12 protein-coding genes are annotated in these 14593 nt (G+C 43.8%); 10 read left to right on the forward strand and 2 right to left on the reverse strand.

All coding sequences use genetic code 11. The features are described from left to right. Nucleotides 1-146 precede the first annotated feature (146 nt). The 4 genes from grpE (at nucleotide 147) to dnaJ (ending at nucleotide 6052) form a co-directional block, all read left to right on the forward strand. Nucleotides 147-743 (forward strand): nucleotide exchange factor GrpE, encoded by a 597-nt coding sequence (gene grpE / locus R7Z47_RS15520; RefSeq protein ID WP_021034134.1) that lies wholly within the window; start codon nucleotides 147-149, stop codon nucleotides 741-743. A 419-nt stretch (nucleotides 744-1162) separates the two neighbouring features. Next, a complete protein-coding gene (locus R7Z47_RS15525) occupies nucleotides 1163-2437 on the forward strand; it encodes a dicarboxylate/amino acid:cation symporter (protein ID WP_005381625.1) in 1275 nt (424 codons plus the stop codon). A 347-nt stretch (nucleotides 2438-2784) separates the two neighbouring features. Next, a complete protein-coding gene (dnaK, locus tag R7Z47_RS15530) occupies nucleotides 2785-4698 on the forward strand; it encodes a molecular chaperone DnaK (protein WP_005381623.1) in 1914 nt (637 codons plus the stop codon). Nucleotides 4699-4903: 205 nt separating this feature from the next. Continuing rightward, nucleotides 4904-6052 carry a molecular chaperone DnaJ gene (gene dnaJ / locus R7Z47_RS15535; RefSeq protein WP_005381620.1) on the forward strand — a complete coding sequence of 383 codons (1149 nt, stop codon included), beginning with the start codon at nucleotides 4904-4906 and terminating at the stop codon, nucleotides 6050-6052. 69 nt (nucleotides 6053-6121) lie between these two features. Here dnaJ and R7Z47_RS15540 read toward each other — a convergent pair whose 3' ends face one another. Further along, the gene (locus tag R7Z47_RS15540) at nucleotides 6122-6553 is read right to left on the reverse strand and encodes a type IV pilin protein (RefSeq protein ID WP_213901735.1); all 432 of its coding nucleotides are present in this window, start codon (nucleotides 6551-6553) and stop codon (nucleotides 6122-6124) included. Nucleotides 6554-6656: 103 nt separating this feature from the next. Here R7Z47_RS15540 and R7Z47_RS15545 point away from each other — a divergent pair, with 103 nt between their 5' ends. The 6 genes from R7Z47_RS15545 (at nucleotide 6657) to tadA (ending at nucleotide 12138) form a co-directional block, all read left to right on the forward strand. Further along, nucleotides 6657-7172, forward strand: coding sequence for a GspH/FimT family pseudopilin (locus R7Z47_RS15545; RefSeq protein WP_064353664.1), 516 nt, complete (start codon nucleotides 6657-6659; stop codon nucleotides 7170-7172). A gap of 10 nt (nucleotides 7173-7182) precedes the next feature. Next, nucleotides 7183-7821 (forward strand): PilW family protein, encoded by a 639-nt coding sequence (locus R7Z47_RS15550; RefSeq protein ID WP_262606887.1) that lies wholly within the window; start codon nucleotides 7183-7185, stop codon nucleotides 7819-7821. Next, nucleotides 7821-9128, forward strand: a complete 1308-nt coding sequence (locus tag R7Z47_RS15555) for a hypothetical protein (RefSeq protein WP_262606888.1) — start codon at nucleotides 7821-7823, stop codon at nucleotides 9126-9128. Before R7Z47_RS15550 ends, R7Z47_RS15555 begins: the two co-directional genes overlap by 1 nt. Beyond that, a complete protein-coding gene (locus tag R7Z47_RS15560) occupies nucleotides 9118-9528 on the forward strand; it encodes a prepilin-type N-terminal cleavage/methylation domain-containing protein (protein WP_031780848.1) in 411 nt (136 codons plus the stop codon). The genes R7Z47_RS15555 and R7Z47_RS15560 overlap by 11 nt, the downstream gene beginning before the upstream one ends. A 288-nt stretch (nucleotides 9529-9816) precedes the next feature. Further along, a complete protein-coding gene (locus R7Z47_RS15565) occupies nucleotides 9817-11376 on the forward strand; it encodes an AbgT family transporter (RefSeq protein WP_017820592.1) in 1560 nt (519 codons plus the stop codon). A 213-nt stretch (nucleotides 11377-11589) separates the two neighbouring features. After that, nucleotides 11590-12138 carry a tRNA adenosine(34) deaminase TadA gene (tadA, locus tag R7Z47_RS15570; protein ID WP_031780849.1) on the forward strand — a complete coding sequence of 183 codons (549 nt, stop codon included), beginning with the start codon at nucleotides 11590-11592 and terminating at the stop codon, nucleotides 12136-12138. Between the two features lie 588 nt (nucleotides 12139-12726). On the opposite strand, the gene mltF is transcribed toward tadA, so the two are convergent. Next, entirely contained in the window at nucleotides 12727-14304 is a 1578-nt protein-coding gene (mltF, locus tag R7Z47_RS15575; protein WP_031779069.1) for a membrane-bound lytic murein transglycosylase MltF, read from the reverse strand. Nucleotides 14305-14593 lie beyond the last annotated feature (289 nt).

Here is a 14593-nt window from a genome sequence, read left to right on the forward strand (position 1 = left end):
AGCATTTCCGCATTAAAGAGGCTTGAATCAGGAATCTTCATCCCCATAATAATGGCAAGTCACCTAAATATGCGAATTTTTATGTGGTTAAAGCCCGCAAAAACGCGCATGGCTTTAAGGGCATTATGTTGAATTCTGGAGATATCATGAGCAACGAAGAAAACAAAGTTACAGAAGAAGAGCTTGATCAAATCATCGAAGAGGCTGAAAAAGTAGAAGCTGAAGCACAAGAAGTTGAAGCTGAGCTTGAAGAGCTTGGTGATGAGACAGACGCTAAGATTGCTCAACTAGAAGCGGCACTATTGTCTAGCGAGGCAAAAGTAAAAGAGCAACAAGATGCGGTGTTGCGTTCTAAAGCTGAAGTAGAAAACATGCGTCGTCGCACTGAGCAAGAGATCGATAAAGCACGTAAGTTTGCGTTGAACAAGTTTGCAGAAGAGCTGCTTCCTGTTATTGATAACCTAGAGCGTGCAATTCAAGCGGCAGATACAGAGAATGAAACTGTGAAGCCGTTCCTAGAAGGCGTTGAACTAACACATAAAACGTTTGTAGACGTTGTCGCGAAATTTGGCTTGAAAGCAATCAACCCTGAAGGTGAAGCATTCAATCCAGAGTTCCATCAAGCGATGTCGATTCAGGAGAGCCCTGATCATGAATCAAACACTGTTATGTTTGTTATGCAAAAAGGTTACGAACTAAACGGCCGTGTGATTCGTCCGGCAATGGTAATGGTTGCTAAGTAACTTTAACTCCCTGTTTTTTTTAAATATAAAAGCGCCCATCATTTTTGATGGGCGCTTTTTTGTTTTAAACATAAATGACTGCATCGAACTTCGTTGTGTGTCGATAAATGAAAATTTGATCCCCTTCATATTTTTTCCTATTGGTTAATTATTTTCCTATAGGAGATTTTCTCTCATCTCGCTGCGTGTTTATTAACGGAAAGGGCTATAAGTGATTGTAATCATTCGCTGTGTGAATGTTTGTTCTGCATAGGAATGTAAATATAGTCATTTTTTCTAAAACAATTTCGTTAACAAAAATGTAAATTATCACTTTATTTTGTAACTTCGGTGTGTATGATTTGCGACTAATGCTTTAAAAGTAAGCATATATAACTACAAAAATGTAAATAGTAAACACAACATATTGGAGATTTATAATGGATAAATCGCTTTCTAGTAAGATTTTTATAGGCTTGTTTGCCGGCCTTGTGCTGGGGACAGCAATTCAGTACTTATTTAGCGGTATTGCGATTTTTGATACATACCTACTTGGAGCAGCAGAAGGTGTTGGCGGCATGTTCGTCTCACTGATCAAATTGCTTGTTGTTCCTTTAGTTTACGTTTCAATCGTATGCGGCATTGTTGACTTGAAAGACATCAGTGCATTTGGTCGTCTTGGTGGAAAAACCTTTACCCTTTACATTCTTAACACCATCATTGCGATTACGGCGGCTTTGACTGTCGGCTTGATCTTCCAGCCAGGAGCGGGCGCTAATCTAGCAGGAACGGTATCTGAGGCTGTACAACTGACAACGACAGAGACGCCGGACATTTTCTCTTTAGTTGTTAACATTGTTCCTAGCAACCCTGTACAAGCGTTTGCTAGCGGCGACATGCTGCAAATCATCTTTATGGCAATTTTGACGGGGCTTGCAATTCAAGCTTTGGATTCTCGTGGTGGCCCGGCTATTCGCACATTCAAAATGGCAAATGAAATCATGATGAAATTGGTTGGATTAGTGATGAGTCTTGCACCATATGGTGTGTTCGCACTAATGATTCAACTAGGTGCAACGCTAAACGCCAATACATTAATGTCCGTTGCCGGTTACGTGGCTTTGGTGGTTGCGATGTTGGTGTTCTGGATCTTCTTCTTCTACCCAATGGCAGTGAGTATTGCGACAGGAACCTCTCCAAAGACTTTCCTACGTGCAACTCGTGAGCAGATTCTTTTCTCTCTATCTACCGCGAGCTCAAATGCGACTATCCCGGTAACGATGCGCACACTGACAGAAAAGCTTCAGGTCTCTAAATCGGTTGCTGGCTTCGGTGTACCACTGGGCGCAACGATGAATATGTCTGGTGTGTCTATCTATATTGCTCTCGCAACGATGTTTGTTGCGAACGCTTTTGGCCAGCCAATTAACACCGCAGACATCTTTACACTTGGCTTAACTATTCTTCTGTTATCTATTGGTGCTGGCGGCGTTCCTGGGGGCGGCGTGGTAATGGTAGGCGTTTTGCTTCACCAGCTAGGTTTACCACCTGAAGGTTTGGCAATCATTGCAGCGGTCGACCGTATTAATGATATGTTCTGTACATCATCTAACGTTGTCGGCGACACGGCAGTGAACACCATTGTTGCAAAAACAGAAGGTGAGATAGGTAAAGAAGAAGGTGTTGATGCTGAGCCTGCTCAAGCGAACGCCTAATACCTTGAATAATTTATTTTAACCCTAATATTGAAGCGAGCTCTTATGAGCTCGTTTTTTATTTAGGAAGAGTCGGGCATAAATAAATTTATCTGGGAAATGACGTTTTGTTGCGCTACAGCAGTGTGACGAGTTCCCAACTAATCAGAAAGAAACACATAAATTTCGAAAAAAGACGCTTTTTTTTAATTCTGCCCTTGAAAAGCATTTTGCCGCCCTTATCTATGTGGCATAGAGAAGCAAACATTGATTATTTTTGTTTGTGAGCAAGGGTTGAAACCCGATTCTCCTCCCCCCACATTGGGGTTATAACCAAACGAAAATAGAATTTATTCGGAGATAGCCAGATGGGTAAAATCATTGGTATTGACTTAGGTACTACTAACTCATGTGTTGCTGTATTAGACGGCGACAAACCACGTGTAATTGAAAACGCAGAGGGCGAACGTACTACTGCATCGGTTATTGCTTACACTGACGGTGAGACGCTAGTAGGTCAACCAGCGAAACGTCAAGCAGTAACTAACCCAGAAAACACGCTATTTGCAATTAAGCGTCTAATCGGTCGTCGTTTTGAAGACGAAGAAGTTCAGCGTGACATCGAAATCATGCCTTATAAAATCGTTAAGGCTGACAACGGTGATGCTTGGGTAGAAGCGAAAGGCCAAAAAATGGCAGCTCCTCAGGTTTCTGCTGAAGTTCTTAAGAAAATGAAGAAAACTGCTGAAGACTTCCTTGGTGAGGAAGTAACTGGCGCAGTTATCACAGTACCTGCTTACTTTAACGATGCTCAGCGTCAAGCGACAAAAGATGCTGGCCGTATCGCAGGTCTAGAAGTTAAACGTATCATCAACGAACCAACGGCAGCTGCACTAGCTTACGGTCTAGATAAGAAAGGCGGCGATCGCACTATCGCGGTATACGACCTTGGTGGTGGTACATTCGATATTTCAATCATCGAAATTGATGAAGTTGAAGGCGAGAAAACATTCGAAGTTCTGGCAACTAACGGTGATACTCACCTAGGTGGTGAAGACTTTGATAACCGTCTAATCAACTACTTGGTTGATGAGTTCAACAAAGAGCAAGGCATCAACCTTAAGAACGACCCACTAGCAATGCAGCGTGTTAAAGAAGCAGCAGAGAAAGCGAAAATCGAGCTTTCTTCTACTTCTCAAACAGACGTAAACCTACCTTACGTTACTGCAGATGCAACTGGTCCTAAGCACATGAACATTAAAGTGACTCGTGCAAAACTAGAATCTCTAGTTGAAGACCTAGTACAACGCTCTCTTGAGCCATTAAAAGTAGCTCTAGCTGACGCTGACCTATCAGTAAACGACATCACTGACGTAATCCTAGTTGGTGGTCAGACTCGTATGCCAATGGTTCAAGCGAAAGTTGCTGAGTTCTTTGGTAAAGAAGCGCGCCGTGACGTAAACCCTGACGAAGCAGTAGCAATGGGTGCTGCAGTTCAAGGTGGTGTACTTGCTGGTGACGTTAAAGACGTACTACTACTAGACGTAACTCCACTGTCTCTAGGTATCGAGACAATGGGTGGCGTGATGACTAAGTTAGTTGAGAAGAACACAACTATCCCAACTAAAGCGAACCAAGTTTTCTCTACAGCGGAAGACAACCAGAGCGCGGTAACTATCCACGTTCTACAAGGTGAGCGTAAGCAAGCGATGTACAACAAGTCTCTAGGCCAATTTAACCTAGAAGGCATCCAGCCTGCACCACGTGGTATGCCACAAATCGAGGTTACTTTTGACCTTGATGCGGATGGTATCCTACACGTATCTGCGAAAGACAAGCAGACTGGTAAAGAGCAGAAGATCACTATCCAAGCTTCTGGCGGTCTAAGCGATGAAGACATCGAGAAAATGGTTCAAGAAGCAGAAGCTAACAAAGAAGCGGACAAGAAGTTCGAAGAGCTAGCAACTGCACGTAACCAAGCTGACCAAATGATTCACGGTACTCGTAAGCAAGTAGAAGAAGCTGGTGAAGCGCTACCTGCAGAAGAGAAAGAGAAGATTGAAGCAGCAATTTCTGAGCTAGAAACAGCACGTAAAGGCGAAGACAAAGAAGCTATCGATGCTAAAGTTCAAGCACTAATGACTGCTTCTCAAAAGCTGATGGAAATCGCTCAACAACAAGCTCAAGCGCAGCAAGCACAAGGTGCTGACGCAGGTGCACAGTCTAAAGAAGACGACGTTGTAGATGCTGAGTTCGAAGAAGTTAAAGACGACAAGAAATAATATTTCTTAACCAGATGGCTGCATAAGCCATCTGGGGTCGATAAGACTTCGTGTGCGGGCGTTTGGGGCAACTCTTACGCCCGTCTGTTTGTAAACGCTGTCTTTCTAGTTAAGTATGTTGCAGACAAGTGCACTTACCTAGAACGATACAAACACCAAGCGGTGAATCGATGCCGTTTGTAGTAATTAACTGGTGACGAAGAACATGTCAAAACGTGATTTTTACGAAGTATTAGGCGTAAGCCGTGATGCCTCAGAGCGCGATATCAAAAAGGCGTATAAGCGTCTAGCGATGAAATTCCACCCAGACCGAAACCAGGGTGATGATTCTGCGGCGGACAAGTTTAAAGAAGTAAAAGAAGCGTACGAAGTTCTGACCGACCCTCAAAAGAAAGCGGCGTACGACCAATACGGTCATGCTGCTTTTGAACAAGGCGGCGGTGGTTTCGGTGGCGGCGGCTTTGGCGGCGGCGGTGCTGATTTCGGCGACATCTTTGGCGATGTATTCGGTGACATCTTTGGTGGTGGTCGTCGTGGCGGTGGTGGCCACCGTGCCCAGCGAGGTGCTGACCTACGTTACAACATGGAATTGACGCTAGAAGAAGCGGTTCGTGGTGTAACGAAGGAGATCGAAGTACCGACACTAGTACACTGTGATACCTGTGATGGTAGTGGCGCGAAGAAAGGTTCATCTGCTGAAACATGTGGCACCTGTCATGGTCATGGTCAAGTACAGATGCGCCAAGGCTTCTTCGCAGTGCAACAAACCTGTCCTACCTGTCACGGTAAAGGTAAAATCATTAAAGACCCTTGTAATGAGTGTCATGGTCAAGGTCGTAAGCAGAAAACAAAAACACTTAACGTTAAGATCCCTGCAGGTGTTGATACTGGCGACCGTATTCGTCTATCTGGCGAAGGTGAAGCGGGAGAAATGGGGGCGCCTGCTGGCGACTTGTATGTACAAGTGCACGTGAAAGAGCACCATATCTTCGAGCGTGATGGCAACAACCTATACTGTGAAGTGCCAGTAAGCTTTGCGATGGCAGCTCTAGGTGGTGAAGTTGAAGTACCAACTCTAGATGGTCGCGTAAGCCTAAAAGTACCTTCAGAAACGCAAACAGGTCGTATGTTCCGCATGCGTGGTAAAGGTGTGAAAGGCGTTCGCGGTGGCGGTGTTGGTGATCTTATTGTGAAGTTGGTTGTCGAAACACCAGTAAATCTAAGCTCACGCCAAAAAGAACTGCTCAAAGAGTTTGAAGAGTCTTGTGGTGGTGAAGCGGCGACAAAGCACAAGCCTAAATCAGAAGGCTTTTTCAACGGTGTGAAAAAGTTCTTTGATGATTTAACCAGCTAAGACGTTAGTGAAAAAAACAAATACAAAGGCCTGCTAAAATGCAGGCCTTTTTGCATCTCGGTGTTCTTGCTAGTTCCAGCAATCACTTGGTTCTTCGACATTTGTTGACGTTAAAGTAATCGTTTTAGAACCAGTCAAGCACTCGTCGTCGTCTTGTCCAAGAGGTGATTTTGCTGTTGCTGTAATGGTATAGGCCGTACTTGCAGAGCTAGCAATATCGAAAGAAAATCTATCTGTGTCTGAATCGCATAGAGTGCATGTGCCTCCAGAGATAATATGACTCCAGTCGTACCCACCATCATAAGATGTCTCTAGCTCTAGCTGAATTCGACTAAGATCGCTCAAGGCAACCGCCCTATGAGACTTGATTACATGATTGGTGTAAGAAGGGTAGGCGACAGCCGCAATGATCCCGACAATCACTACAGCTACCAGTAATTCGATCAATGTCATCCCTCCCAATCTTTTTTTGTAGCTGTTACAGCGAGAAATTCGAATCATCACGAGTAGTTTCCTTTTCACTTTTCCGCCTATTTTTGGCAGGTGATAGCATCTGTGCAAGATGAATTACGGCCCTTTTGCCGTTTACATAGGAATTTGGGAAATGCCTCGCGGGTTTACGTTGTTGGAGCTTCTTATTACTGTTGCTGTACTGAGTATTATATTGGCGTTTGCAGCTCCATCTTTCCAAAATGTTTTTGAAACCAACAAAATGCAGCGCTTAGCTAATGAATTGCATGGCTTTGTTATTGAAGGCAAGTCTGAAGCAGTATTACGGCGTGAAAGACTTTGGGCACACATCATCATGTCTGGGAGTTCATCTAGTGACGGAAACTGGCGTATTGATTTGACAGATAACGGAGCTGAGGGGGCTGGGACTGTGTTGTTCTCTTTATCAGGTAAGCCGTATGACGGTATTGTCGTTACACCTAGCTACGATTCAGACCAAATCAGTTTTGACGACGTTTATGGCCGACCATCATCAGGAAGCTTGAAGTTTCATCCTGTTGGTGAATCATCAAAAGTCTTAAAACTTATTTCTCACACTTTATCTGCTCGCGTGCGAGTGTGTAGTGATAGCAACAGTACAGAATATTACGGTTATTCAACTTGCTCTTAAAAGGATGATTATGTTTAAACAAAAAGGGGCAAGCCTTGTTGAGTTTATGATCGCATCGGCACTTGGGCTTATTTCTCTTGCTACAGTGGGGTCAATCTATGTGAGTGGTCAAAGGGTGATAATGGAACGGTCCAAAGAGCTAATGTTGTTACAGAACTCTGAAAGTGTTGTGCAAATGCTCAAGAGTGACATTCAGCGTGCTGGTTTTGATGGTAACGATGGCAATTCTATAAAAATATCTGGCTCATCAAACACAATTTACACTCTCGATGATGTTGATAGAGGGGTGATTGCTTATGCTTATTACATAGGTGTTTCTGGCGCTGGCGCTAGCTCTTTTCCTTTATATAAAAACGTAGCTTATGAGCAACGAGTTAGCACGCCAGAGTCGCTATTTGTTTGTGAAAAAAAGCAAACAACGATATGGGATGTTGATGACGTGATTAACCTTGCAGGCACTGGTTCATGTAAAAATCTTTTTGATAAGAAAGTTATTCACGTTAATCGTTTTGACCTTACTAGTGAACTGTTAGAAAGCACTGATGCAAAAAGTGTACTGGTGACCGTTACATTGGGAACCGAATTGAAAGATGCGACTGATATTCACACTCAGCAGTCGTTTACTGCGATGCAAAGGAACTGGCAGTAATGAAGAAACAACAAGGTGCAGCTGCGTTGTTAGTTGTGAGCGTATTGCTAGTTGTGGCATTAATGATGTCTCTCGGTAGCTATAAATCCCTCTTTTACCAAATTAAACGAGCCAATAATCAAATTGAAGCAAGACAGGAACATTGGCGTGCAGAAGGAGGGCTAGAGTGCGTCTATAGCAAGACAAAAATAAATAAAACATTGCCAACTAATGTGAATGATTGCATCACAGCTATGGGGCTTGATGCCTTAACATATTCCTCGGGCTCTTCAAGTCTAGTGACTTCAACGATAGGTAATCGGGAAATTAAAAAGACCATTAAACTACCTACAAGCAGTGGGGCTGGAGCGATAAAATCTAAATCCGACCTCGTGATTAATGGCTCATATACGAGCTCTCCAGATCCGAGTAAAAGTATCGGTAATAATTTCTGGGAATGCACTTCTGTTCTTTACTACAACTTTTTTTATGCAACAAGTGTAAACACTTTTCACCCCTATCAGCTATCTGATAAGCCTTATTCGAGTTTCCCTGACAGTCCTGCAGGACAAGAACAAAAGTGCGCATCTACTCACTATAGTTGGGGAACAAGTGTTGCTGCATCTGAGAGTGATTATCGTCAGTCTTCGGATATGGATCCGTTTAAAGATGTATTTGATGTCCCTCGAAGTGAGTGGTTCGATGTGATGTCGGATAATTCCCTGTTCGGATATGTACCCTTGTCATTAAATAGTATGAAATTGAACTCAAAAGCAGATCTCCCTTCTCCTGTATTCAACGAGACATGCGCGGAGGGGATTGTTAGCAATATCGAAAATGGGAAAGATCTTATTTGGGTTTATGGTGGCTGTGAAATTAATACGGCCGATTTTACGAGTATAAAGAACGCCATAGATAATAGCCTGGGTGGGAGCGGGATAATTCTAGTCGTTCAAGACGGTATTTTTTCTACGATAGGCACGCAGGATTTCAAAGGAATGCTTTACCACTTTATTTCTCCGCTGTATACCGAACCTACAACTGGGGCTACATTTGATTTTACCGACTGGTCTGGCTCTGCCAATGATGCCGAATTGGATGGCGTCATAGCGGCTTTAAAAACAACAGTGCCTATGGAAAAGGCAAAGGTTGGCTATTTTCAGCACGGTGCATTTAACCCGTTAGGAGGATTTGTCATGGATGCACCAGGAACATTTGCACTCTTTAATGCCGCGTTATCATTCCAATACAATCGCGATGTAATTGAGGAGCCTCAAGAGAAGCTGAAGAAAGCACATTGGAAAAAGGGCTCTTGGAATGATCTCTAAACAAAAAGGTTTTAACCTTCTTGAAGTTCTAATTTCTTTTCTGCTTATCGGTGTTGGGGCTCTAGGTTTAACTAAGCTAAACGTGTATCTAGAACGCGAATCCGAATATGCCATAAAAAGTATTGAAGCACTGCGTCTAACAGAGAACCAGCTTGAATGGTTCCGAACGCGTGGTGCTTCGGATGCGCTTTCTACGATTTCTACTGCCAGTTTTGCCTCTATCGTGACAGGATCTTCCGCCACTGGAGCGTACACGGTGGAGTGGGATGTGCCACCTGCTACTGTATCAGGTTCACTAAAGACGATCATCATCACAACAAGTTGGGAAGATAGAATGGGGCAGACGCAATCCGTTCAGCTGAAAACTATGATTTCACAGTACAGTGAATTCGAAAACTAAGTTCAATTGCATACATGGGCTGAGACAAATGCGGGTGTAATTCCTGTTTGATACCGGATTTGTCACGGTTAATAAATGGTTTTTGAACTGTTAATTGAGTTGATGTGCTACTGTTTTTATTATGTTTAATTGAAGTGGTGTTTTTGCAAAATATGTCTCCAATTATGAAAAAAAATCTAGAACCTTGTGCTTTCTCCATTAGTGTTTACTAGAATACTCGTTGGATAGTAGGTCGTTATAATTATTCAAATAGGCCTTGGCACCAACATCATTCACTATGGAGTTACCATGAGTAACCAAGCTGTAAATAAGGCACCATCATCGAAGCCGAGCGGGATGGAGCGCTTTTTAAACTTTATCGAGAGGACAGGTAACAAAATTCCTGATCCTGCGATTTTGTTCTTCTGGGCATTGATCATTACTTGGGCGGCGTCAGCACTTTTGTCGAATGTATCATTCGATCTTCCAAACCCTCGAACGGGCGAAGCTCTTAGTATCACCAACTTACTTACGGGCGAAGCGCTAGCAAGTTTCCTTGCTAACATGGTGACGACGTTTACTGGCTTTGCGCCACTGGGTATCGTACTTGTCGCAATGCTAGGTGTGGGTGTTGCAGATTCTTCGGGCTTTATTACGACGGGTCTTAAGAAGATGCTGAACTTCACGCCAGCTAAGCTTCTTACTCCAATGCTTATTTTGGTTGCCATTGTATCGCATACTGCGGCAGATGCAGGCTATGTTCTGGTTATTCCTCTTGGCGGTATTATCTTCCATGCGGCAGGTCGTCACCCTTTAGCAGGTATTGCGGCAGCATTTGCAGGTGTATCTGGTGGCTTCTCTGCAAACTTTATCCCTTCAGGTATCGATCCGCTATTGGCTGGCTTTACGCAAACTGCGGCGCAGGTTCTTGATCCTGAATATGTGGTTAACCCATTAGCGAACATCTTCTTCACTGGCCTATCCTCTATCATTATTGTGGGGATTGGTTGGTACGTGACAGAGAAAATCATCGAGCCTCGTTTATCAAAAATGCCAATTGATGATGATGCGGAAACCGCGCCAAACCTAGGTTCATTTACTGAACTGGAATCAAAAGCATTCCGTTATGCAGGTTGGGCAATGATGGCGGGTATTGCTTTACTTGTTGCAGCGTTAATTCCAGAAACATCAGCACTTCGCTCGCCTGAAGGTGAAATTACTGCCTTCTCAGCACCGATAATGAAGTCTATCGTGCCGTTGATCTTTATTCTGTTTATCATTCCTGGTTACGTTTACGGTAAAGTGTCTGGAACGTTCAAGACCAGCAACGACATTATCAAAGCGATGGCTGATACTATGTCAACCATGGGCGCATACATTGTTATGTCATTCTTCTGTGCTCAGTTCCTATCTGCATTTGCTCAGTCAAACATCGGTACGATGCTAGCGTTGTATGGCGCAGAAGGCTTAAAAGCGATGAACCTACCAGGTGAAGTGACCATCATCGGTATGATCCTTCTAACCGCGTCTGTAAACCTACTTATTGGTTCGGCATCGGCAAAGTGGGCTTTAATTGGTCCAATCCTAGTGCCAATGCTAATGGCGGTTGGTATCTCGCCTGAGCTGTCTCAGGCGGCTTACCGTGTGGGTGACTCTGTATCGAACATCATTTCGCCTCTAATGGTATTTTTCCCTCTTGTTGTGGTTTACTGTCAGCGTTATGTGAAGTCGGCTGGTATCGGTACGCTTGCGTCACTAATGATGCCATTCTCGATCGCAATGCTGATCGGTTGGTCTATCTTCCTAGTTGCTTATTGGATGGTAGGTATCCCGCTAGGCATTCAAGCTCCTTACACTTACACAATGTAAAAACGTGTAGGGTGTGAAAGCCACTAATTGGCAGCCGAAAAGCGCAGGTCTTCGATCTGCGCTTTTTTGTTCTCGCACAACAAACATCGATAGGTCTTGTAACTAGGTTTTTTGGGGTTGCAGACTTTGTCCCGTGATGTGTTGCTGTAGTGAAACCGAAGTTGGTGATAAAATTCCTGACTTCAATCGTTTTTTGTTTCTTTGGAGCCTCCTTTGTCTAACCATCCGTTTTCCCCTCAAGATGAATTGTTTATGCGCAGAGCGATGGAGCTTGCTGAGCAAGCAGAAGCTGAGGGGGAAGTACCTGTTGGCGCAGTGCTTGTCAAAGATGGTGAAATTATCGCTGAGGGGTGGAATCGCTCTATTGGTACTAATGACGCTACCGCACATGCTGAGATCCAAACGCTGCGTAAAGCAGGCCAAAAGCTAGAAAATTACCGCCTTCTGGATACGACGTTATATGTAACACTTGAGCCATGCCCAATGTGTGCCGGAGCCTTATTGCATAGCCGCGTTAAGCGGGTTGTTTTTGGAGCGCCAGATTTAAAAGCTGGAGCTGCAGGAACAGTGCTTAATTTGTTTGAAAGCCAAGCCGCTTACCATTACGCCTTAGTTGAAAAGGGGCTGCTAGAAGATGAGTGCCGTACTCAGCTACAAGCGTTTTTTAAGCGCCGCCGAAAGGAAATTAAAGCGAAGAAGCAAGCACAAAAAGCATTAGAAAATGGAGAGAGCGAACAAGGTAGTAGGAGTAGTGAGGGCTAGCAAACACCTACAACGTGGTAGATGTTTGCTTGGACGCACTAGTGATTGACTAAATGTACAAAAACACGATTACGTGAACTTACTTTCTTTTTCATACATGTCAGTTTACGTTTACGTCGGATAGCAGCTACTGTGTTATTTAAACGCTTTGACTGCACTCTACGTCTTCTCATATTCAAAACCTCCTGCAGACAAGACTTATACCAGTAAAGTGCGGCTCATCGATGCTTGGCAATAGGCTCGATAATCGCACTAAACATTGTATGGTTTAAACGTTCTTCATTTGACTTCTGCATTGCACAGAGCCAGCAAACAATTTCAATACGATGCTTAATAATAGGAGTGACGTTATTTCGGCAGAGTGTAGCCGAAAGCGCCGCTTCATCAAGTGAGCTAAACCATGTGGTTGTAAAGTAATCTGTTACAAAGCAATCAGTTTTACTAACGATGAAGAAAAGGCGACCAACCAAAGGAATGGTTGAGTGTGGTTGGTGTCACTCAGAATATTGGAGTCTAGATAAGTTTTCGTTAGGACTCAACAAAAATGACGAGCTTCATAGGCTCGTCATTTTTTAGTTTACCGCGGGTTTATTCTTCAATGCTTTCTTGTTCGGTGTCTTCTTCAACCGTGACGTCAGAAGCGCCAGAGACTTGTTCTACGACGGTCTCTACTGCGCCCGATATCAAAATGTCGGGGTTGAGCGGCGGAATCACTTGCAAGTCATCGCTATTCTCATCAATCGCTGGCTGTTGGCTGACATGACCAATGATGGATTGGTAGTAACGTCGAATATTTTCTACGTAATTACGCGCTTCATCGCCTCTGGCGTACCCATAGCGAGTTTGGCTGTAATAGCGCTTCTGACGCAGTAAAGGCAGCCTATCTTTTACATCGGCCCAAGCGTTCGGATCGCCACCTTGTGCTTTGGTGAGTCGTCGTGCGTCCATCATGTGGCCGTAACCAATATTGTATGAAGCTAACGCAAACCATATTTTTTCATGCTCGTTAATGCTATCAGGCACGCGACTTACAATACGACGTAAGTACTCGACACCACCACGAACAGATTGCTCAGGGTCTAAACGGTTTGTTACCCCGACGCTTTTCGCTGTTGGCAGAGTCAGCATCATCATCCCCCTAACACCCGTTGGCGATTTTGCTGTTGGTTTCCAGTGTGACTCTTGATAAGCCAATGCTGCAATTAATCGCCAGTCGAACTCTTCGCTGTATTTTTGGAATAAAGGTGCCCATTTAGGCAATTTGTCATCCAGAGCTCGAATGAATGCGCGAGTATCAACGTAGTCAAATGCTTCAATATGACCAATGTACTTTTCTTCGAGAGTGGACAGTTCTCCTGATTGTTTGATGTTACCGAAAAACTCTATCAGCATCGCATACAAGCTTTCGTCTTCAGAACGTCGAGTAAACCAAGACACTGGTTGATCTTCTGTAAGTTCAAACGCGAGCGCAAGATCGGGGTAAAGGCGTTGAGCTAGGGAAAGTTCTACCGAATCAGTCACAGTAAAACGTAACTCACCCGTCGATACGTATTTGAGTAAGTCTCTCGTGTCAGCATCACCAACAATTTCAAACTGAAGTTCTGGATACTGCTTCTTTAACGCTGTTAGGGTCGGAACATATTGCGATTGTTCAACGATCTTTAATGTTTGAGCGCCTGCATTTGTATCTTCGTCGGACTCGTCGTCTTTCGAGGCTTGGTATTCAATGAGTTGTTCGATATCACGTGGTCGAAGTTGCCCTTTTTTATATACCACTTGTTGGCTTACATAATAATAGGCAGGGCCTGGTCTAAATCGTTTGACTGCTTGTGACGTTTGATTTAAACCCGTAGCGATGATATCGATATCTCCTTTCTTAAGAGCAGGAAAAAGCTCAGCCTGGCGAAAGGCTGGTTTAATCTCGAGTTTGACGCCGAGCTGCTCCGCAAACTGACGCGCCAATTCGTAATCCAACCCTGCGGGACCATCGGGACCTATGTAGTAGGAAAGCTGATTGTTTAGCGTGCCAACACGAAGCACACCACGTTCTTGAATTTTTTCAAATTCACTTTTGGGCTCCGACTCAATCTGGCAAGCTGAGAGCAAAAGAACAGAAACTAAAATTAGAGCACTGCGCTTGAGCCGGTTGAAGTGACTTATTTGCATTAATAGGTACATCTTGGAAAATTTCTATTTGCCTTTATATCAAAGCGAGCTCATGGGGCAAAGTGAATCACACACTTATAACGTGACATTGTGTGTTTTATCGACATTTTAGTTGTAATTCAAATTTGACAAAAAAAATGACGCAAACGGTTGCTTTTGGTGTTACATCACAAAAACAATTACTATATAATGCGCTCGCAATGACGAGGTGGAATCGGCATAGGTTCGACAGGGCTTATTTTAAGTGTCTGAATTTATTCCAATATCACCTTAATCAATTGCATAAGAG

This window comes from Vibrio sp. 1641 (assembly GCF_033339995.1).
GTDB classification, from domain to species: domain Bacteria; phylum Pseudomonadota; class Gammaproteobacteria; order Enterobacterales; family Vibrionaceae; genus Vibrio; species Vibrio alginolyticus.